Annotated in this window: 15 protein-coding genes and 1 pseudogene; 4 read left to right on the forward strand and 12 right to left on the reverse strand. The window is 59.4% G+C overall.

Features of this window, described 5'->3' with window-relative positions:
- Positions 1–75: 75 nt before the first annotated feature.
- On the reverse strand, positions 76–501 hold the full coding sequence (locus BLU07_RS11730) for a hypothetical protein (RefSeq protein ID WP_092387160.1): 426 nt from the start codon (positions 499–501) through the stop codon (positions 76–78).
- Between the two features lie 134 nt (positions 502–635).
- On the opposite strand from BLU07_RS11730, the gene BLU07_RS11735 reads away from it, so the two are divergent.
- The gene (locus tag BLU07_RS11735) at positions 636–3,041 is read left to right on the forward strand and encodes a phosphoketolase family protein (RefSeq protein WP_092387162.1); all 2,406 of its coding nucleotides are present in this window, start codon (positions 636–638) and stop codon (positions 3,039–3,041) included.
- Here BLU07_RS11735 and BLU07_RS11740 read toward each other — a convergent pair.
- The 11 genes and pseudogenes from BLU07_RS11740 to mreB form a co-directional block, all read right to left on the reverse strand.
- On the reverse strand, positions 3,001–5,286 hold the full coding sequence (locus BLU07_RS11740; protein WP_231701630.1) for a putative bifunctional diguanylate cyclase/phosphodiesterase: 2,286 nt from the start codon (positions 5,284–5,286) through the stop codon (positions 3,001–3,003). The genes BLU07_RS11735 and BLU07_RS11740 overlap by 41 nt on opposite strands.
- Positions 5,287–5,501: 215 nt before the next feature.
- Positions 5,502–7,217 carry a single-stranded-DNA-specific exonuclease RecJ gene (gene recJ / locus BLU07_RS11745; RefSeq protein ID WP_092387166.1) on the reverse strand — a complete coding sequence of 572 codons (1,716 nt, stop codon included), beginning with the start codon at positions 7,215–7,217 and terminating at the stop codon, positions 5,502–5,504.
- Between the two features lie 6 nt (positions 7,218–7,223).
- Positions 7,224–7,763, reverse strand: a complete 540-nt coding sequence (locus tag BLU07_RS11750; RefSeq protein ID WP_092387168.1) for a YaeQ family protein — start codon at positions 7,761–7,763, stop codon at positions 7,224–7,226.
- Positions 7,764–7,873: 110 nt separating this feature from the next.
- Positions 7,874–9,316 (reverse strand): metalloprotease TldD, encoded by a 1,443-nt coding sequence (tldD, locus tag BLU07_RS11755; protein WP_092387170.1) that lies wholly within the window; start codon positions 9,314–9,316, stop codon positions 7,874–7,876.
- Positions 9,317–9,345: 29 nt separating this feature from the next.
- Positions 9,346–10,200, reverse strand: coding sequence for a carbon-nitrogen hydrolase family protein (locus BLU07_RS11760; RefSeq protein WP_092387172.1), 855 nt, complete (start codon positions 10,198–10,200; stop codon positions 9,346–9,348).
- A gap of 2 nt (positions 10,201–10,202) precedes the next feature.
- The gene (locus BLU07_RS11765) at positions 10,203–14,036 is read right to left on the reverse strand and encodes a YhdP family protein (protein ID WP_092387174.1); all 3,834 of its coding nucleotides are present in this window, start codon (positions 14,034–14,036) and stop codon (positions 10,203–10,205) included.
- A 16-nt stretch (positions 14,037–14,052) separates the two neighbouring features.
- A complete protein-coding gene (gene rng / locus BLU07_RS11770; RefSeq protein WP_092387176.1) occupies positions 14,053–15,510 on the reverse strand; it encodes a ribonuclease G in 1,458 nt (485 codons plus the stop codon).
- Positions 15,511–15,541: 31 nt separating this feature from the next.
- Entirely contained in the window at positions 15,542–16,132 is a 591-nt protein-coding gene (locus tag BLU07_RS11775) for a Maf family protein (RefSeq protein WP_092387178.1), read from the reverse strand.
- Positions 16,122–16,595: a rod shape-determining protein MreD gene (gene mreD / locus BLU07_RS11780; RefSeq protein WP_092387180.1), complete on the reverse strand. Its 474-nt coding sequence runs from the start codon at positions 16,593–16,595 to the stop codon at positions 16,122–16,124. Before mreD ends, BLU07_RS11775 begins: the two co-directional genes overlap by 11 nt.
- Positions 16,591–17,445, reverse strand: a pseudogene (gene mreC, locus BLU07_RS11785) (rod shape-determining protein MreC); the annotation flags it as partial. The pseudogene mreC and the gene mreD, both read right to left, overlap by 5 nt.
- A gap of 129 nt (positions 17,446–17,574) precedes the next feature.
- Positions 17,575–18,612 carry a rod shape-determining protein MreB gene (gene mreB, locus BLU07_RS11790; RefSeq protein ID WP_092387182.1) on the reverse strand — a complete coding sequence of 346 codons (1,038 nt, stop codon included), beginning with the start codon at positions 18,610–18,612 and terminating at the stop codon, positions 17,575–17,577.
- Positions 18,613–18,940: 328 nt separating this feature from the next.
- Between mreB and gatC the strand changes: the two genes are divergently transcribed.
- From gatC to gatB, 3 genes are all read left to right on the forward strand, one after another.
- On the forward strand, positions 18,941–19,228 hold the full coding sequence (gene gatC / locus BLU07_RS11795; protein WP_092387184.1) for an Asp-tRNA(Asn)/Glu-tRNA(Gln) amidotransferase subunit GatC: 288 nt from the start codon (positions 18,941–18,943) through the stop codon (positions 19,226–19,228).
- A 24-nt stretch (positions 19,229–19,252) separates the two neighbouring features.
- A complete protein-coding gene (gatA, locus tag BLU07_RS11800) occupies positions 19,253–20,704 on the forward strand; it encodes an Asp-tRNA(Asn)/Glu-tRNA(Gln) amidotransferase subunit GatA (protein ID WP_092387186.1) in 1,452 nt (483 codons plus the stop codon).
- A gap of 111 nt (positions 20,705–20,815) precedes the next feature.
- Positions 20,816–22,264, forward strand: a complete 1,449-nt coding sequence (gene gatB, locus BLU07_RS11805; RefSeq protein ID WP_092387188.1) for an Asp-tRNA(Asn)/Glu-tRNA(Gln) amidotransferase subunit GatB — start codon at positions 20,816–20,818, stop codon at positions 22,262–22,264.
- Positions 22,265–22,385 lie beyond the last annotated feature (121 nt).

The raw sequence follows: 22,385 nt of genomic DNA on the forward strand, positions 1-22,385 counted from the left end.
CAAGTTCCAGTCGGGAAAAAGCCGCCATTGTAGCGGAAATCAGGCCTCAAGTGCACCGGCTGATCATCCCGATCCTCAGAGCTGAGCGCCCTTGACACCCAACAGCCTGGCCAGCAACAAAGTGCCCACGCCCCAGGCAGCATTGACAATAAATCCGAGCGCAAACACCACGGGGATGCGTGCCAACGGCAGGCTGTAGCCCTTGAGCGGGAAGACCACGACGATGGCCACCAGCGTCAGCGCCAGACCACCGAACAACAGGGCTTTCAGCCAGCGGTGACGCGCCGACAACCGGTCCAGCGCCAGAAACATCACCAACGCCCAGAGCCCGCCCCAGAAACTGGACGACAGCACCGATGGCACCCCCAGCGGCTGGGTCGGCGCCATCGAATAGGGTGCGGAGGGGAAAATCCCCAGCACATAGAGCAGCCCGGCGACCGTTTGATGAAAGCACAGCACGGCAAGAAAGCCGGCGACAAAGATCAGGATCCAGCGTTGCATGGCACATCCTCACAGTTTGCTGGGGTATAACCCCTTGTTGTTATCGTCATTGGCAGCATTTGACTCATATCAGTCGTACACAGACTGCCGTGTACTATTCTAGACGCAACCCTGAATTGCGCGGAGAAATGCCTGTGAGCCAACTGTTGCCCGATATGACCACTCTCGACCAACATGCCGACCAACAAGCAGACTTTGCCAACTGGCGCGCCGGGCACGGAGTGATCAGCCACAGTGCCGAGACCCAGGCAGCAGTCTACCGCCTGGCCCACCATCTGGTAGAAGGTGGCAAGCAGCCCGATCTGGCCAGTGTCTACCGCCAGATGCGCGCGCTTGACCTGCTGACCAGCGCGGGGCTCTGGCTGGTTGTGCATATGACTTATGCCAAACGGTTACGCACCGATGGTAGCGCCCTGACCGCCGAAGACTTCAAATCACGCCCTGAAGGCCACACCGGTGGCGCGCTGAACATGGTGCCGGGCTATGCCGCCTATCTGGCAATCAACAGTCTGACTGGCCAGACCCGAAGCTGGCTGATGGGCCAGGGACACTGCGTTGCGGCCATTGATGCCATCAATGTACTGACCGGCAACCTGCATCCAGAGCAGGCGGAGCGATACCAGGGCGATGGCGGCCTGGACCGCCTGCTGCAGGATTTCTATGGCTACGCCCAGCAACCCGATGGCAACCCGGCGGCGCCACTCGGTAGCCACGTCAATCCGCATACCGCTGGCGGCGTCATTGAAGGTGGCTACCTCGGCTTTGCCGAACTGCAATATGCCCACATGCCGCTGCCCGGTGAAAGCCTGGTGGCCTTTCTGTCTGACGGTGCTGCTGAAGAGCAGCGCGGCAGCGACTGGATTCCGCGCTGGTGGCGCGCTGACGACTGCGGGGTTGCCCTCCCGATCATGATTGCCAACGGCCGCCGCATCGAACAACGCACCGAACTGGGCACCCAACAAGGCGTGGCGGCCTTTGCCGAACACCTCAAAGCCTGCGGCTTCGACCCGATCCGCTTTGACGGCCGCGACCCGGCTGCCTTTGTCTGCACCTTGCTGGAAATGGAATTGCGCCTGGGCCACCGGGTCGATGAATACCGCCGAGGTCTGCTCAACTACCCGCTACCTGTCCCCTACGGGATTGCCGAAACGGTCAAGGGTTTCGGCTTTTACGGCGCTGGCGAAAATGCCGCACACAACCTGCCTTTGCCGGCCAATCCGCAATCCGATGCCGCCGCCCGCGAGCTGTTCAACCAGCATGCCGGCAAGCTCTGGGTGGCGCCTGACGACCTGCAGGCAGCGTGTGCTGCACTAGGCACTCACCAGGCACAGCAGCGCCCGCTGGAACGCGACCATGCTCTGGCGCAGCGCCTACCTGCGGCACCTCATCTACCAACACTGAACTGGAGCCAGCAAACCCAGTCACCCATGCTCGCGGTGGATGGCTTTTTTACCGAACTGGTCGCCGCCAATCCCGACCTGCGGGCTCGCGTCGGCAACCCCGATGAACTGGCCAGCAACAAACTGGCCGGGGTGCTTGCTGCCCTCAAGCACCGGGTCAGCGACCCGGAAAATGCCAATGAGGATATCCATGGTCGAGTGATTACCGCGCTCAATGAAGAGGCCGTGGTGTCTGCCTGTCTGGCCAACAAGAGCGGCCTCAACCTGGTCGCCAGCTATGAAGCCTTCTGCCCGAAAATGCTCGGCGCCATCCGCCAGGAACTGATCTTTGCCCGCCACCAGAAAGAGGTCGGCCGCCCTGCCGGCTGGCTCGGCTTTCCGGTCATTGCCACCTCGCATACCTGGGAAAACGGCAAGAACGAACAATCCCATCAGGACACCACCTTTTGCGAAGCACTGCTGGGGGAAATGAATGACGGCATGCGCGTGATCATGCCCGCCGATTACAACAGTACCCTGGCGATTCTGCCCGGGGTCTATCAGACACGCGGCGTGATCAGCTGCCTGGTGATTCCCAAGCGCGACCGCCCCACTCTACTGAGCCCTCAGCAGGCCGAGCAACTGGCAGCCGACGGTGCCTTGCTGCTGGACAGCTTTGCGGCACAGGGTGAACCGATACAATTGATTGCCAATGGTGCCTATCAACTGGGCGAGGCCCTGCGCGCGGCCGAGCGCCTGCGCGAACATGGACGAAGCTGGCAATTGATCTACCTGCAGGAACCCGGGCGCTTCCGCGCACCGCGCGATCACTGGGAAGCCGAATACACGGTCAGCACCGCTACCCGCGAAGCGCTCTTTCCGGCGAACCAGCAACGGGTGGCGCTCACGCATATGCGCCCGGAAGTCTTGCGCGGACATCTGACTGAATTATTGGGTGACACCCGTCGCTGCCGGGTACTGGGGTATATCAACCGTGGCGGCACCCTGGATGAACCGGGCATGTTGTTTACCAACAAATGCACCTGGGCGCACGCCCTGGTTGCCGCTGCCGAACTCAGTGGAGGCACGGCAAGCGATTGGCTGAGCGCCGAAGAACTGGCTAGCGTAGAGGGTCGGGGCGACCCACAGTTGTTACGCTGATAGGGCTGGGAGCCACACCACTATGTGGCCCGGCTTGACTCAGGCTGAGCAGCAAGGGTTTGAGATCACTGGCCGATTGCGGTCTGCTGAACCAGTAACCTTGCACCAGATTGCAGCCTTCACCACTGAGAAAATCCATCTGTTCGGAGGTTTCAATACCCTCGGCAATCACATCCATCGACAAGCCCTTGCCCAGGCCGATGACTGCTCGACTGATCGCCTTTAGTCGCTCGTCGTCCGGCGCCTGGCTGATAAAACTCTTGTCGATCTTGATGATGTGCAACGGATAACGGTGCAGATAGCCCAGCGAGGAAAACCCGGTACCAAAGTCATCCAGCGCGATGCGCACACCCGTGCTTTCCAGCTCACGCATGGTCGCCAGGGTTTCCGGGCCGTCCTGCATCAGCAGGCTTTCGGTAATTTCCAGCACCAGACTCTTCGGCGGCAAACCCGTGGCGGCCAATACCTCGGCTACCCGCCCGGCAAAATTCTTTTCCAGCAACTGGCGACTGGACAGATTTACCGAACAACGCAGCCCCGGCAAACCGTGCTCTTGCCACTCCCGCACCTGGGCGCAGGCCTGCTGCAGCACCCAGTCACCGACTTTGACGATATCGCCGGTTTCTTCCAGGATCGGAATAAACTCATCCGGCCCGATCATCTTTTCGCCCTGCCACCAGCGCAGCAAAGCCTCAACTCCGACCACGCGCGAGCGACCCGCTCCCACTTCAACAATCGGCTGATAGAACAACTCGAACTCACCCTTGCCCAGGGCATCACCCAGCGCGGTTTCCAGTTTCAGGCGTTGGTGCACTTCCTGCTGCAGGCTGGCATTGAACAATGCCAACTGTGATTTGCCATAGGCCTTGGCGCGATAAAGCGCCAGATCCGCTTCACGCAGGGCATCCTGCTCGGCATCATGTCCGTTCAGCGGTGCAACACCGATGCTGGCACTGATATTCAGACGGTTGCCGCTGGCAATCAGGGGGTATTGCATACCATGCATGATACGCTGGGCCACCCGTTCGGCATCTTCGGCATGCGCCATGTCATCCAGCAGCACGACAAACTCGTCACCACCAAAGCGGCACAGATGATCGCCCGGGCGCAGGCAGCGCTCGATCCGCGTGGCGACCTGCACCAGCACCTGATCACCGACCTGATGGCCCAGGCTGTCATTGATCAGCTTGAAACGATCCAGGTCAATGAACAATACCGCTGCATACCGCGCCCCGGGTTTGGCCTGGCGCTGCAAGGCCTGTAACAACAACTCATTCATGCGTTCGCGGTTGGGCAAACCGGTCAAGGGATCATGCAAGGTGGCGTGCATCAACTCGCGCTCGGCCTGCTTGCGCTGACTGATATCGGTTTGGGAGCCTGCCAGCAAACGTTCGCCATGCTGGTCCCGCGAGACCAGGCCGCGAATCAATACCCAGATCAACTGGCCCCAGCGGTCACGGATCTGGCATTCCAGGTGCAGGAACGCCTGACGACCTTCCAGGTGAGCAGTCACCGCCGCCAGAAAGCTCTGCTGCTGAGCCTCGGGCATACGCGCAGCCCAGGCATCCAGGGTGCGCGGAACGGTGGCGGCGTCCAGCCCCAGCATGTCCTGCCAGCGTGGCGATACTGTCAGCCGGTCATCATCCACATGCCATTCCCAAAGACCGTCATTCGCGCCCTGTACCGCCCGCTGATAACGTGCCTCGCTGTCCTCCAGCGCCATTCGACTTGCAGCGGAGTAGGTATCTACCGCCAATGACATATCAAAAAACACTGCGCGACGCAGGCTCCGATACAGTTGTCGGGCCAGCGTCGGCTGATCGGAAAAGTGCGCATTCAGCGCTTCATGCATGTAATCGAGGTAAAAATGATAAGCCCCCAGATACCACTTGAGGTCAACGCCGTTGCGTTCATGCTGGATGCCATACAGAACCCGCAGGCGGGCGTATTGCATATCGAAAGGGCCACGCACCAGCTGACCAAAATAACGCAGCTGCTGCTGTTTCAGGCCATTTTGCTGCTCCACACGATTGAGCACCCCGTTCAACCGTTCGAAAGGAGCCAGGTGCGTCAACAGGGCATCCATGCAGGCTTGCTGCAAGCGGTCAATCAAAGGCAAATGGCATTCAAAAACCTGCAAGTCAGCGGCGTCCAGCTGCAGCAACTGCAAGCGCTGGCACAAATCGCTGCTCGACAACCCCAAGCTGGCCTGGATTTCTTCCAGGCGCTGTTTCAAATCAGGCACTTCCTCGCTCCCCTGGTCCTGCTTCCATGTCTGGCGGGACATCAGCGCTGGTCACCTGTTACGGATATGTAAGAATTATTGTGGCATCCATAAGACCCAAAGCCTGCCGGCACCTCAATCACCCGCTTGGGTGATGCAAGCCTGCGGCAAGCACTAAACCAACTGGGCTACGATAGCCTTTAGCCAGCATGGCTGGCAAGCTCAAGCTGACTGATTCAGAGCGGTTGCAGATGACGCGCCAGAAGTTGCAGGCTGCGCCGACCGCGAAATTCGTTGACGTCCAGACTGAAAGCGACACGCACGCGCTGAATGCGCTCATTCGGCCAGACATCAAGATCAATATTGAAGGCAATGGCATCCAGCAAGCGCTCCTGTCCGGGCAAACGCAGCAACATCTTCAGATGGCGCTCGCCGACCAGCCGCTGCTGGATCAATTCAAACTCGCCATGAAAGCCGGGCTCGGGAAAGTGCTGCCCCCAGGGGCCAGCCAGCTGCAACTGGCTGGCCAGCTCGAGGCGAAACTCATCCGGGGCCAACTCACCATCAGTCAACAAACGGCCCGTCAGGTCATCCGCGCTCAGCTGGCGACGCACCTCCTGATCAAAGGCGCGCTTGAATGCGGCCAGATTAGCCTGAGGCAGTGAGAGTCCGGCGGCCATGGCGTGACCGCCAAATTTGCTGATCAGACCCGGATGATGCGCCGCAACGGCATCCAGTGCGTCGCGGATATGCAAACCGTTGACCGAACGTGCCGAGCCCTTGATGTCTCCATTACCGGCATCGGCAAAAGCGATTACCGGGCGGTGATAACGCTCTTTCAACCGCGAGGCGAGAATACCGATCACCCCCTGATGCCAATCAGGATCAAACAGACAAAGCCCATACGGCATTTTGGCGGCATTCAGTTCCATGGCTGCCAGGGTCTTTTCCGCCTGTTGCTGCATCTCGCGCTCGATCCGCTTGCGCTCGCGATTCAGCCCGTCCAGTTCGCCAGCCATACCGCGGGCATCAGCCAGACTGTCACTGAGCAGGCATTCTATCCCCAGGCTCATGTCATCCAGCCGCCCGGCCGCGTTCAGCCGCGGCCCAAGGATAAAACCCAGGTCACTGCTGGTCAGCCGTTCGGCATTGCGACCGGCCACTTCCAGCAGCGCGGCAATACCCGGGCGGCAACGACCAGCACGGATACGGGCCAGCCCCTGATGCACCAGAATGCGGTTGTTCGCATCCAGCGGCACCACATCGGCTACCGTGCCCAAGGCGACCAGGTCGAGCAACTCACCCAGATTCGGTTCGGCGCCCGGCGCAAAGTGCCCCTGTTCGCGCAAATGCGTACGCAGGGCCAGCATGACATAGAAAATCACCCCGACGCCGGCAATCCCCTTGCTGGGAAAGTCGCATCCGGGCTGATTCGGGTTGACGATGGCATCTGCCGCCGGCAACTGCTCGGCCGGCAAATGGTGGTCGGTCACCACCACCTGCAAGCCGGCTGCCTTGGCAGCGGCCACACCCTCGATACTGGAAATACCGTTATCCACGGTGACCAGCACATCGGGATGGTAACGCTCGGCAACGGCGACAATCTCCGGCGTCAGGCCATAACCGAATTCAAACCGGTTAGGCACCAGATACTCGACCCGCGCCGCGCCCAGCGCACGCAGCGCCAGTACCGCAACGCTACTGGCAGTGGCGCCATCGGCATCGAAATCTCCCACAATCAGGATCGACTGGCCCTGCCTGATCGCTGCTGCGAGCACCTGCACGGCAGCGTCCATCCCTTTGAACAGGGTAAAGGGCAGCAGTGCCTGCAGGCGTTTGTCCAGCTCACTGGGGCTCTGCACACCACGGGCAGCATATAAACGTGTCAACAATGGCGGCAATTCACCCAGATCAGGCAATTGCGACGGTAGCGAGCGGGTTTCAATCTGCATGGTCAATCAACGCTGCCCCTGCAGCCAATCCAGGCTGATCTCGTGTTGCTGGTCAGCGTCGCTGACGTATAGCACGCCGTCACTGATCATCAAGCCCCAGTCGATACTGCGGGGTAAATCCTTGGCCAGTGCTGCCAGTGCCAGCGGCTCGACCTGCGCAATCGACAGGTTTTTCAAGCCGGCCACCGCGGGTAGCAGTTTTCCGGCCCAGACCTGATTGTTGCCATAGGCCAGCAGAGAAACCCGCTCAGCGCGCCGCGAACACCAAGTCAGGCGCTCGGCATCCGGTTGGCCAACCTCGATCCAGTGCAGTACGCGATCATCCAGACTTTTCAACCACAGCGCCGGCTCATCCACATCCGACAGGCCGCGACCAAAGGCCAGCCGCTCTTCATACCAGAGCGCCAGTGCAAGAATGCGCACAGTCATGCGCTGTTCGGTTTCCGACGGGTGCCGGGCCACCGTCAGGCGCACATTTTCATAGACCCCGCGATCGGTGTCGGTGAGGTTCAGATTGATTTTGTACGGGGTAGCTTGCAGCGCCATGGGGCGAATTCCAGAAAAAATGTGCCCGCAGTATAACCTATTGGCCGGGCCTCATTTGGCCGGACGAGCAGCGCTGCAAAGCCGCCACCCAACCGAGCCAGGCAGAGGTATCAGCCGGTGCCACCCACGGTGATCTGGTCAATCTTGAGCGTCGGCTGGCCCACCCCGACCGGTACTGACTGGCCATCCTTGCCGCAGGTGCCCACACCGCTGTCCAGCGCCAGATCGTTGCCGACCATGGACACGCGGTTCATCACCTCCGGGCCGTTGCCAATCAGGGTGGCGCCTTTGACCGGCGCGGTGATTTTGCCATCTTCGATCAGATAGGCTTCGCTGGTGGAAAACACGAACTTGCCGCTGGTGATGTCTACCTGTCCACCGCCAAGATTGGCACAGTAAATGCCTTTTTTAACCGAGCGAATGATCTCTTCCGGGTCACTCTCGCCGGCGCGCATATAGGTATTGGTCATACGCGGCATCGGCAGATGGGCATAGGACTCACGGCGACCATTGCCAGTGGCCGCGACGCCCATCAGGCGGGCATTCAATTTGTCCTGCATATAGCCCTTGAGAATACCGTTTTCGATCAACGTGGTGCACTCGGTCTGATTGCCTTCATCGTCCAGACTGAGAGAGCCCCGCCGCCCCGGCAGAGTGCCGTCATCGACGATAGTACACAGCGACGAAGCAACCTGCTCGCCAACCCGGCCACTGAAAGCCGAACTGCCCTTGCGGTTGAAATCACCTTCCAGGCCGTGGCCGACGGCTTCGTGCAGCAGCACACCCGACCAGCCGGACCCCATGACCACCGGCATACTGCCGGCTGGTGCAGCAATGGCTTCGAGGTTGACGCTGGCCTGGCGGACGGCTTCACGGGCATAGCCCATGGCGCGCTCTTCGGTATCGAAATAGCGGTAATCGGTACGCCCGCCGCCACCAAAACTGCCACGCTCACGGCGACCATTGTGCTCCATGATCACACTGACATTGAGACGCACCAGCGGACGTATATCGCCCGCCCAGGTACCGTCACTGGCAGCAATCATTATCGTGTCATGCACCCCGCCGAGACTGATGCTGACCTGGGTAATGCGGGTATCCAGGCTACGGGTGTAGGTGTCCAGCCGCTGCAGAAAAGCTACCTTGTCGGCCTGATTCATGACCTCCAGCGGGTTGTCCGGCAAATAGAGCGCGCTGGCATCACTGCGCCGCCAGGCGCAGACACTGCCGGCCTGGCCGGCACGGGCAATCGAGCGTGCCGCGCCAGCCGCCTGACTCAGCGCTGGCAAGCGAATATCGTTGCTGTAGGCAAAACCGGTTTTTTCCCCGGACTGGGCGCGCACGCCGACGCCCTGATCGACATTGAAACTGCCATCCTTGACGATACCGTCTTCCAGTACCCAGGATTCGCTGATCTGGTGCTGAAAATACAGATCGGCTGCGTCCACACCGGGGGCGGCGACCAGGTGGCCGAGAACACTGGCAATGCTGTCCGGACTCAGCTCAGCGGGTTGCAGCAGGCGCTGTTCGACATGCGACAGAGTATTACTCATCAATCGGTACTCCTTGGACCGGAGACAGCTCAACTGCGATCCGGGTTGACCGGTCGAGGCTGGCCGACCGGTGGAAAACGGCGGTGCGCAATTATCGGCATCTTTGCCCGCACCTGATGTAAATGCTGGTGATTCAGCTGGCCCACGATTACGCCTTCGCCGCTCGGCAAGTCGGCAATCACGCTGCCCCAGGGGTCAATCAGGCAACTGTGTCCAAAGGTCTCACGGCCATTGGCATGGCGTCCACCCTGATTGGCAGCCAGCAGGTAACACTGGGTTTCAATCGCCCGCGCGCGCAGCAACACCTCCCAGTGCGCGGCACCAGTAACCGCAGTAAATGCTGACGGCACCGTGATCACATCGGCTCCAGCCAGACGCAGCGCCTGATACAGATCAGGAAAGCGCAGGTCATAACAGATCGACAGGCCAAGGCGGCCCACCGGGCTGTCTATGCATACCACCTGACTGCCGTAACCATAATCCTTTGACTCCTGATAGCTGCCATGATTGTCAGCTACCTGCACATCGAACAAGTGCAGTTTGTCGTAGCGGGCGACCTCGCTTCCCTGATCATCAACCACCAGACAGCAGGACATGGCCTTGCCATCATCTGTCCGCGGCAAGGGGATGCTGCCAGCCACCAGCCAGACGCCATGCTGACGCGCCTGATCGGCAAGAAAACGACGAATCGGCCGCTCTGGAGACAACTCGGCCTGTGCAATGGCGACCAGGCTGCGATTGCCAAAAGCAGCAAAGCACTCGGGCAGCAGCACCAGCTCGGCACCCTGTTCGGCCGCTTCTGCAATCAGCCGTGCGGCCTGCGCAAGATTGTCGAGCACGTTTTCGCTGCTGATCATCTGTATGGCTGCAAGGGATGTCTGCATGTTTATTCCTCCAACGCCGCTTCATTGTCGAAAGCCCGGTCGAACTCAACGCTTGGCTGCTGCCAGTCACCACTGAGCCGATACTTGACCGAGGCAAAGCGCGCGATACGGTCGCCCAGAATGCGGTCTGCAAGAAACAGCACCCCGCCAATTTGTGGTGCACCGGCCAACAGGGCAGCCAGCGGCAAATTGTTGGTGATCGGTAAAGTCACCAGCAAACCCATGTCGATCTGATCGGATGGCAAATCCAGCTTACCATCCAATTGCAGGCGTGCGCTTGGTCCATCCAGTATCAGCGGGCTGCGAGTCTGCATGACGCCATCATGGATATCCAGCTCGCCCTTGAGTGAGTCATAGGCCGTGCCTCGACCAAAGATGTCTGAAAAATCCAGACGCAAACGACGGGTCAGCGCAGTGAAGTTCAACAAACCAAACACGCGCAGTGCATCAGCGCTACCCTCACCACTCTGCAGCATGCCCTGGCTGGCCTCAAGGCTCAGGCCGCCACTACTCCGGGTAAAGGCAAAAAATGCCGGCGAACCAGGCCATTGCAAGTCCAGGTCGGTATGAAACGCTTCGCTGGTGAGCGTCGGCGCATAATTCCAGGCCACCAACACGTCACCAATATCATCGGTATCCAGCTGGCCGCGGAACTGGGTGCGTTGCGGCTCGGCTTGCCAGTCCAGCGTACCTTGCAATTGCAGCCCACGCAGATCCGCGTCCAGCCCCTGTACCCGGGTGCCTTCAGCCTGCGGGCGCAGGAAGAAACGGACACTGCCGACCGCTTCAGTGCCCCAGAACAACTGATCGATACCCACATTGACCGCCGGCAAGTTGCGTGGATCAACTTCCAGTAGCGGGTCTACCGGCAGCACAGGTTCGATCAGACCACTGCCGGACGGTGGTTCTGCCGTAGCAGGCCTGGGCAAGCGCAAGCGCTGTAACTCGACCACCCGCGGCTCGGACGGATTGGCGGGCAAACTGACCAGACCACGGACATCCTGCTGATCGATATCCATTACCCAGCCGTCATCGCTGTGCGCAGCGCTTAGCGCAAGATCTGTCAGTTCCCAGCCAAACGCATTGAAATCCTCGACATCCAGGCTCAGACGCCTGAGCAAACCATCCTGCAAGAGTGCCGCCGGGGTCAGCTGTTCACCTTCTCGCTGCGCCTGCCACTGTTGCCACTCGGCGACATCCAGCCGCGGAAAACTGGCAGTCAGGCTGATACCCGGCCAGATCGGAGTTACCGCCTGCCCCCGGCGATACCGCAGGTCTGCAGCCAATGACTCACCATCCCGGTGCACTATTCCGCGCCAGTCATCGCCAACACTCAGACGCCACCGCTGCTGATCACCCTGCAGGCTCAACTGCAGCTCCGCAGGCATGCTCTGCTCGGCAGCCAGCCCCAAAGGTTGCGGCAGTTCAAGTGCCAGCCCCTGCAAATCCGATTGCAATTGAATACGCTGCTCATTGGGCAACAGGTCGATGCGGGCTTGCCAGCCCAACATCCCGCTCAGCAAGCCCGGGGGGAGAGGTTCCAGTAGTTTCCATTGGCGCAATTGGTCAATCCGGTGCTGGCCGCGCAGTTGAATGCGCGGGTTGCCAGCATGCTGACGGATATCACCACGTATCTGCTGCCCCAATACGCGCGCTTGCAGGTTGTCGACGGTCAGTCCGGCATTGTCCTGATAGTGGAAATTACCAGCCAGCTGCCGGAACAATAGATCCAGTTGCGGCATTCGCAGTTGCTCGGCATCGACTTGCCAGCGCGCATCGACTTCTGGCGGGGTGCCGCGCTGCAAGGGAATCCCCAGCTGCAAGTCGCCACTCAGCGTCCCGTTTGCCTGCCAGCCAGCGACCGGGTCCCCTGCCAGCTTGCGCAATGGGCTTTCCTGCAACAGGCGCAAAGCATCCTCCAGCGGCCCGTCCATCTTGCCCGTTATATCCAGGTGAGTGGTCAGCTGTTCCGGACGACGCGATTGCAGCACCAACTCAGTAAGCCGGGTCTGCCACAAGCGCGCCTCGGCCCGCTCAATGAACACCCGACCATCTTCCAGCCAAATGCCGGCATCCACCGCCTCCAGGCGTGGCCAGCCGGGCTGGAACAACAGGTCAGCGGACTGCAAGTCGACGTACAGACCTATCTCTCGACCGTCGGCATCCTCCAGCAGGCTGCCAGTGTAGGAAAAAACAGCCCGAGGAATGTCGCCACTGACATCGGTGGCGGCGAGCCAGTCAGAAACTGCAGGATTGAAAGCAGGTGAGCGCGTGGGCAGATAGCGCGCGTAATAGGATGCCTGACTATCTTCTATACTGGCACGCAGATCCATGGTCGGTGGTGTTTCGGCCCACTCCAGCGGCAAGTCCAGCGCCAGGGTTACGGCCATGTCGCCCTCTTCCCCGCCAATGGCCGCTCCCGGGACATCCAGTGTGAAACCTTGCTCGGGCTGCCAATTCCAGAAAACATCTGCGCGCAGTCTCTGGTAGGCAAATGGTTCGGCAAAGAGTCGTGGCAAATCTATCGACCAGTCAGCCATATCCAGCTGCAACTGCCCTTGCTCAGGCGTGCCCTGAAGGACCCCGCTGACCCCGTCAAAGCCCGGCACGCCCTCCCAGGCATTCACCGCAACCTGTTGCAACCGCGCGCCCACCTGCCAGGTTCGCCAGTCACGCCAGTCGCGTTCGCCACTGATCTGAATATCACCTAGACGACCTTGCGGAGACAGGGTTGAGAGTACCTCATGCAGCCGCTGTTCCGGCAACAGGTCCAGGATCAGCCCGGACACGGGCTCCAACATCAGCTGATTGAGCCGGGCACGCCAATTACCTTGATCCCGGTTGCGTTCGATGTGCAAGTCCATCACCGGCAGCTGCTGGTCTTGCAGCCGCGCTCGTTGCAAACGCAACGCCAATTGATCATGCATGCTGAAATGCTGATAACCCAGCTGTACCTGAAGGTCTTCGATCACGGTATCTCTGCGCACTATGCGCGGTACACTGAGCTCAGCCCGAGCATCCTGCAACTCACCCGCCTGCCACGCCAGCCAAAGCTGCCCACCCAGGTCCAGACTACTCAAGCCGGTTTGCTCAACCCAGTTCTGCGGCAGACGATGACGCCACTGTGCAGTCGGCATGAGCAAATATCCCTCAAACCGCGAGCTGCGCCAATCATTCGGCAGCAACTCACCCTGGATCCGGGTCTGCGCAACCTCACCATCAGGCAGCACAACCCTGGCATCCAGTCGCGAATGGCCGGACTGATTGCGCAGGGTCAGATCGCCGCTGCTGAAGGCCCAACTGGGCAGCTGGTAGGGAGAAATGCGAATCTGACTATCGAGCAGGGTGATTCTTCGCTGACTGAGCAGTAGCTCGGCTATATCCTGCAGTGCCATCAGAACCCGTGCATCCTCGCTGATTCCTTTCAGGCGCCAAACCCCTGTGGCGTCTTCAAGCAGCTCGAAAGCCAGCCCGTCAATCTGCAAGGCATCCATCACCGGACGCTGCTGCCACAGGCTGGCAAACACATCGAGCCGCGCATTGACCCGGTCGAGGGCAAAGAGCACAGGGCTGTCAGGGTCAGCATTCGCATGCACGCGCAGTCCCTGCAGTTTGAGCACTGGCTGACTTCCCTGCATTTCACCCTGCATCTGTTGCAGACTGATGGCTCGCCCTGTTGCCTGCTCGAACCAACTGATCACTTGCGGCTGATAGTCAGCAACCGCGGGCACCAGCAAGCGGCCGAGACTGACATAGGCGGCGGCCAGAATCAGCCAGCCGGCCAATAACAGGATCAGCACATCCAGCAAGCGGCGGGTCCAGCGTGCCCAGGCCATGAGAATCAGCGCCCGTTCACATCAGCACCACGTCGTACTGTTCCTGGGTGTACATGGTTTCCACCTGAAACTTGATCGGGCGCTCGATAAAGAGCTCGAGGTCAGCGACATTGCCGGACTCCTCGTCCAGCAATCGGTCAATGACGGATTGCGAAGCCAGCACCATGTACTCGTCAGCCTGATAGGCACGCGCCTCACGCAGAATTTCGCGAAAAATCTCGAAGCAGATTGATTCGGGGGTCTTTTGAATACCGCGACCCTGGCAGCTCGGGCAAGGCTCGCAAAGCACCTGTTCGAGACTCTCCCGCGTGCGTTTGCGGGTCATCTGCACCAGGCCAAGCTCGGTAATACCGATAATATTGGTCTTCGCGTGATCGCGCTCCAGTTGCTTATCCAGAGTACGCAACACCTGCCGCTGATGCTCTTCATCTTCCATATCGATAAAGTCGATGATGATGATGCCGCCCAGGTTGCGCAGACGCAGTTGGCGGGCAATCGCAGTGGACGCTTCCAGATTGGTCTTGAAGATGGTTTCTTCCAGGTTGCGATGACCGACAAAAGCACCGGTATTGACATCGATGGTAGTCATGGCTTCAGTCTGATCAATCACCAGATGACCGCCCGACTTGAGCATAACCCGACGTTCCAGCGCTTTCTGAATCTCATCCTCGACACCGTAGAGATCAAAAATCGGTCGCTCACCCGGATAATGCTCAAGCTTGCTTTCAGCCCCGGGCATCAGTTCCTGCACAAACTGCTCGACCTTCTGGAAGGTTTCACGGGAGTCGATACGGACTTTTTCAATCCGGTTGTTATCCAGATCACGCAGGGTGCGCACTGCCAGTGGCAGGTCTTCATAGATAATTGAAGCAGCCGGTGCCTTGCCAAGCTGCTCGGATACCTGCTCCCACAAGCGTTGCAGGTAGCGGATATCCAGAACGATATCTTCTTCACGCGCGGCCTCGGCTGCGGTGCGCAGAATAAAACCGCCTTTCTCTTCTTGTCGGGTCTGCTCAAGGTTGTTGGCCACGATCTGTTTCAATCGCTCGCGCTCGGCCTCGTCTTCAATCTTCAGCGAAATGCCGACATGCGCTGTGCTCGGCATATAGACCAGATAACGCGAAGGAACCGACAGGTGCGTGGTCAGGCGGGCGCCCTTGGTGCCGATCGGATCCTTGGTCACCTGAACCACGATGGACTGCCCCTCATGCACCAGCGCACTGATGGGCTCAACCGACGACCCCTCACGCTGGGAAATCTCCGAAGCATGAATAAAAGCCGCCCGTTCCAGGCCAATGTCGACAAACGCCGCCTGCATGCCGGGCAATACCCGTACTACCTTGCCCTTGTATATGTTGCCAACAATACCCCGACGCAAGGTGCGCTCGATGTGGACTTCCTGCAGTACGCCGTTTTCGACCAGTGCGACGCGGGTCTCCATCGGGGTGACGTTGATCAGAATTTCTTCACTCATTGGCAATCCATCGAAGTTTACAGAAGGTCAATCAAACAGACTGCCAGCAGGATACCCCAAAGTGTGCCAGAAGGTCGGCAGTTTCCCGCAGCGGCAAGCCGACAACGGCGCTGTAACTACCCTCGATACCCGTGACAAAAACAGCGCCCAACCCTTGAATCGCATAGCCTCCGGCTTTGTCCTGCGGTTCTCCGGTTTGCCAGTAGGCTGCCATTTCACGGGCTGTTATGGTGCGAAAACTGACCCGGGTGCTGACCAGACTGTCGTTCAGTTGCGTACCCCGCGCCACACTGACGGCAGTCATGACCTGGTGACTGCGTGCCGCGAGCAGTCCAAGCATCCGCGCGCCATCACCGGCATCAGCCGGCTTGCCGAGGATCTGCTCATCCACCACTACAACCGTATCCGCCGCCAGTACGACAGCATCAGGGGGAGCAGACTTCACTCCGGCCAGCACCTTGGCTCTGGCGATGCGCTGCACATAGTCGGCCGCCAGCTCACCCGGCAATACCCGCTCGTCAATATCAGTGGCGGCCTGGATACAGGGTACGCCGATCTGGGCCAGCAGTTCACGGCGCCGCGGTGACGCAGAGGCAAGATACACCAGCGCCTCAGTAGACATGGAAACGTCTCCGCACCGCTGCCAGCAACGCCACTACCCAGGGCCAGAAGAAGGCACTGACCAGAGCCGGCAGCAAAAACAGCAACAAAGGCGGTCGATTGCCGGTCAGACTGTTCAGCCACAACAACAGCATTTGCGCGGTGCCCAGCACCGGCAACATCACCAGACTCTGCTGCCACAAGGGAAAACGACGAATGCGCTGATGCAAAACCAGGACCAACCAGGCCACCAGAGTCATGACCAGTGCATGCTGACCGAACAGGTCACCATAGAGCACATCCGTTGCCAGTCCGCTGACCCAGGCTGTCAGCAAACCTACCCGATGCGGCAATGCCATGACCCAGTAGGCCAGCACCATGGCCAGCCATAATGGTCTTGCGGCCTCAATACTCGAAGGCATCGGCATGATACTGAGCAACAGGGCCAGCAAAATACTGGTGGCAATGACCAGACTACTGCGCATCGTCCACCTCCAGATGTTCGCCATAGCCACTGTCCGGGCTGAACACCAGCAGCAGGTAACGACTGCGACTCAATTGTGCGCTGGGCGCGATGCGCACCTCGGCAAACGGCTGCCCCGGGTCACGCTCCACACTGATTACCCGGCCCACCGGATAACCGGCCGGAAACCGCTGCCCCAGCCCTGAACTGACCACCAGATCGTTGATGCGGACATCCGCGGTATCACCGACATAGCGCAGCTCCAGCCACTCATTGCTGCCCGTGCCATTGGCAATGGCGCGCAGGCCATTGCGATTGACCTGAACCGGCAGGCTGTGGGAGGCATCGGTGATCAACAATACCCGCGACGTGTAGGGCATCACCTCGACCACTTGCCCCATAAGACCGGTGGCATCCAGTACCGGCTGACCGAGAAAGGCCCCGTCACGCTCACCCTTGTTGAGCATAACGCGTTGATTGAAGGGGTTGGGGTCGACACCGATCAACTCGGCAACCAGCACACGCTCATCGACCAGTGAAGCGGAATTGAGCAGTTCGCGCAGACGCACATTCTGTTCAGTCAGCGCCGCCAGCTTCTGCAACTGACGCTGGGCAAGCAAGGCTTCGGAGTGCAGCCGCTGGTTTTCCGCGATCAGGTCTGAGCGGCTGGCGGTCAGCTGGCTGATACCCGCCCAGCCACGGGCCGGCAGATCAGCCACGTAATACATGGGTGACAACAACAGTCCCAGTTGCGCTCGCACGGGCTGCAAGGCAGCAAAGCGCGCATCCACCACCATCAGCACCAGTGACAGCACCGTCAGAACAAACAGACGTATGCCCAGCGACGGGCCCTTGATGAATAACGGTTTGATGCTCAAGGCTCCTTTGACTGGTGTCCGCCCTGCGGCCAGGCAAATTCAGGACAGTAGCCGGAAATACAACCCTGCATCCCGGCCTGGCCACCCGACAGTTTGCAGAGGCTGCCGCCGTCGACTGTCAACCTATTCGGTCGACAGCAGATCCATGCTGTGCTGATCCATCATTTCCAGCGCCTTGCCACCACCACGAGCAACGCAGGTCAACGGCTCTTCAGCGACGATAACCGGCAAGCCGGTCTCCTGGCTGAGCAGCTTGTCCAGATCCCGCAGCAATGCACCGCCGCCGGTCAGAATAAGGCCGCGTTCGGCGATATCCGAAGCCAGTTCTGGGGGAGACTGTTCCAACGCGCTTTTGACCGCTTGCACTATGGTCGCCAATGATTCCTGCAGGGCTTCCAGTACTTCATTGGAATTCAGGGTAAAGCTGCGCGGCACCCCTTCAGCCAGATTGCGGCCACGCACATCAACCTCCAGAGTTTCACCCCCCGGGAAGGCAACGCCAATTTCCTGCTTGATTCGTTCGGCAGTGGACTCACCAATAAGGCTGCCGTAATTACGTCGCACATAGGTCACGATGGCTTCGTCAAAACGGTCACCACCGACCCGCACTGATTCAGCGTAAACCACACCATTCAGAGAGATCAGCGCGATTTCCGTGGTCCCGCCACCGATATCCACGACCATGGAGCCGCGTGCTTCTTCAACCGGCAGGCCAGCCCCGATAGCGGCTGCCATAGGCTCTTCGATCAGGAAGACCTCACGCGCCCCGGCGCCCAGCGCCGATTCACGGATGGCACGACGTTCAACCTGGGTGGATTTGCATGGCACGCAAATCAGCACGCGCGGGCTGGGCTGGATAAAGCTGTTTTCATGGACCTTGTTGATAAAGTACTGCAACATCTTTTCGCACACACTGAAGTCGGCAATCACGCCATCCTTCATAGGCCGAATAGCCTGAATGTTACCCGGTGTACGGCCCAGCATGCGCTTGGCCTCGGTGCCCACGGCAACCACACTTTTCTGGTTGCCATGGCTGCGGATAGCGACGACGGACGGCTCATCAAGCACGATACCGCGGTCACGAACGTAAATAAGAGTGTTGGCGGTACCCAGGTCAATCGACAGATCACTGGAAAACATGCCACGAATTTTTTTGAACATGCGCTGAATATACCCCGAGAGAACGCGTGGGTTGGTCGTAATAATGAAGAAGCACGGATAAACTACCTGCAGGCAACGGGCAGTAACATTGACTCACCAAGGGTTCAGGTGATTGCACAAGGCCGTTACTGACCGGACAACATAAGCACGCAGGGCACTGATCGGTACTTCCGGAAGTGTCGCAACTCTAACAATGGCGGGGTTTTTGGGCAAGGCGTGGATGTGGTAAATTCGCGCCCTTGTCCATATTTACGCCAATATCGGGGCTGATCAAGTCGACATCAGCCTATTACTGCCGGAGATGGTCCGGCTGCATGGAGAACAACACATGGCCTTAGACCGCAACGAGGTGGAAAAGATCGCCCACCTGGCGCGTATCGCCCTGAGCGATGAGGATGTACCGGCCACGACGGCCAAGCTGTCAAGCATCCTCGACCTGATCGACAAGATGCAGGCCGTTGATACCACAGGCATCGAGCCGCTGGCACACCCGCTGGAAACCACCCAGCGCCTGCGGGCTGATGAGGTAACCGAGAAAAACCAGCGCGACACCTACCAGCAGATTGCACCGGCGACCGAATCCGGGCTCTACCTGGTACCCAAGGTGATTGAATAAACCCGCCGCGACGAGATTCTTCCCATGCATGAGAAAACCCTGGCCGAACTATCCCGGGCCCTGCACAGCAAAGCGATTTCCAGCGTCGAGCTGACTGAGCATTACTTGCAACGTATTGAGCAACACGACAGCCAACTGAACAGCTTTATCACGGTAACGCCTGAGCTGGCACGAGAGCAGGCGAAAGCAGCAGATGCACGCCTTGCCGCCGGTGACGCCACCGCACTGACCGGTATTCCACTGGCGCACAAGGACGTCTTCTGCACACAAGGCGTGCGCACCAGTTGCGGTTCGAAAATGCTCGACAATTTCGTTGCCCCCTACGAGTCCACAGTCACCGCGCGCTTCAATGCCGCCGGTGCTGTCACTCTGGGCAAGACCAATATGGACGAATTCGCCATGGGCTCGTCCACCGAGTCGAGCTTCTATGGCCCGGTATGTAACCCATGGAATGCCGAGCATGTCCCCGGCGGCTCCTCCGGGGGCTCGGCGGCGGCGGTAGCCGCTCGCCTCTGCGCCGCGGCTACCGGTACCGATACGGGTGGCTCGATTCGTCAACCGGCCGGTTTTACTGCCCTGACCGGACTCAAACCAACCTATGGCCGGATATCGCGCTGGGGCATGATTGCCTACGCCTCCAGCCTGGATCAGGGTGGCCCGATGGCACGCAGCGCTGAAGATTGCGCTCTGTTGCTGCAAAGCATGGCCGGTTTTGATCCGCAGGACTCAACCAGCGTTGACCATCCGGTGGATGACTATACGAGCGGCCTGAACGGGTCGATCAAGGGCCTACGCATAGGCTTGCCGAAAGAATATTTCGCCAGTGGCCTGGATAGTGCGACCGCAGCGGCGATTGAAGCCGCCTGCCAGCAATTCCGTGCCCTCGGTGCCGAGGTGCAGGAAATCAGTCTGCCAAATGCCGAACTGGCCATTCCGGCCTATTACGTCATTGCCCCGGCGGAGGCTTCCTCCAACCTGTCCCGTTTTGATGGCGTGCGTTTCGGCTACCGCTGCGAAGATCCGGCCGATCTGACCGATCTGTACAAGCGTTCGCGGGCCGAAGGCTTCGGTGCCGAGGTCAAGCGACGCATCATGGTTGGTGCCTACGCACTCTCGGCCGGTTACTATGACGCCTATTACCTGCAGGCGCAGAAAATCCGCCGATTGATCAAGAATGACTTTATGGCCGCCTATGAGCAGGTCGACGTGATTCTTTGCCCGACCTCGCCGACACCAGCCTTCCGCATCGGTGAAAAAATCGACGACCCGGTGAGCCTGTACCTGACGGATATCTATACCATCACCGCCAACCTGGCCGGCGTACCGGGCATAGCCCTGCCAGCCGGTTTTACCAACGGCCTGCCGATCGGCATGCAGCTGCTCGGGCCTTATTTCAGTGAAGCCCACTTGCTGAATATCGCCCACCAATATCAGCAGCATACCGATTGGCACACCCGCATCCCGACAGGTTATTGAGACTTAGCGCACCGCATCACCCTTCCCTCTCCCCTTGCGGGAGAGGGTGGCCCGAAGGGCCGGGAGAGGGCGAAAAGCAGCGGACATCACGGCTTTTGAGGAACACACAACATGCAATGGGAAATCGTCATCGGCCTGGAAATCCATGCCCAGCTGACCACCGCCTCGAAGATCTTCTCCGGTAGCGCCACCACTTTTGGGGCTGAACCGAACACCCAGGCCAGCCTGGTCGATCTGGGCATGCCGGGCACTCTGCCGGTACTGAATGCGCAGGCGGTCAGGAATGCGGTCAAATTTGGTCTGGCAATCAATGCCGACATTGGCATGACCAACGTGTTTGCCCGCAAGAATTATTTCTACCCGGATCTGCCCAAGGGTTACCAGATCAGCCAGATGGACCTGCCGATTGTCGGCAAGGGCTTTCTCGACATCACCCTGGACGACGGCAGCATCAAGCGTGTCGGCGTCACCCGCGCGCACCTGGAAGAGGATGCCGGCAAAAGCCTGCACGAAGACTTCCACGGTATGAGCGGCATCGATCTCAACCGTGCCGGCACTCCGCTGCTGGAGATAGTCTCCGAGCCCGATATGCGCAGCGCCAAGGAAGCCGTGGCCTATGCCAAGACCATCCACTCGCTGGTACGCTACCTGGGTATCTGCGACGGCAACATGGCCGAGGGATCGCTGCGTTGCGACTGCAACGTCTCGGTGCGCCCCAAGGGGCAGAGTGAATACGGCACCCGCTGCGAGATCAAGAACGTCAACTCGTTCCGCTTTATCGAGAAGGCAATCAATACCGAAGTTCAGCGTCAGATCGAATTGATCGAGGACGGCGGCACCGTGATTCAGGAAACCCGCCTGTATGACCCGAACAAGGACGAAACCCGCTCCATGCGCAGCAAGGAAGAAGCCAACGACTACCGCTATTTCCCCGATCCTGATCTGCTGCCCGTGGTGATCGAGCCGGCCTTTATCGAGCAGGTGCGTAGCGAGTTGCCGGAACTGCCGCAGGAAAAGCGCGAGCGCTTTGAAAGTGAATTCGGTCTTTCCGCCTACGATGCCAGCGTACTCTCGGCGCAGCGTGAAATGGCTGATTATTTCGAGGCGGTGCAGCAAGAATGTGGCGATGCCAAACTGGCAGCCAACTGGGTCATGGGCGAGCTTTCAAGCCTGCTCAACAAGTCTGATCTGGATATTGCCGAATCACCGGTCACAGCCACACAACTGGGTGGACTTATCCAGCGCATCAAGGACAACACCATTTCCGGCAAGATCGCGAAAATGGTATTCGAGGCGCTGGCCAACGGCGAAGGCGAAAGCGCCGATGCGGTGATTGAAGCCAAGGGCCTGAAACAGGTGACAGACAGCGGCGCCATCGAAGCCCTGCTGGATGAAGTCCTGGCAGCCAATGCCGAGCAGGTTGAACAGTATCGCAGCAGTGACGAGGCCAAGCGCGGAAAGATGTTCGGTTTCTTTGTCGGTCAGGCGATGAAAGCCTCGAAAGGCAAGGCCAACCCGCAACAGGTCAACGAATTATTGAAGAAAAAATTGCTGCCCTGATATTCCCCTTCCCTGCGTCAGCCCGCGGCAGCAGCGGGCTGACGAGCACCGCGACGCTGCGGAAAAAAGCTGTACGACCTCTGGACGACTCTGGTTACTTGGCGCGGCCGGTATAGCATCT

Source organism: Halopseudomonas salegens (assembly GCF_900105655.1).
Taxonomy (GTDB): domain Bacteria; phylum Pseudomonadota; class Gammaproteobacteria; order Pseudomonadales; family Pseudomonadaceae; genus Halopseudomonas; species Halopseudomonas salegens.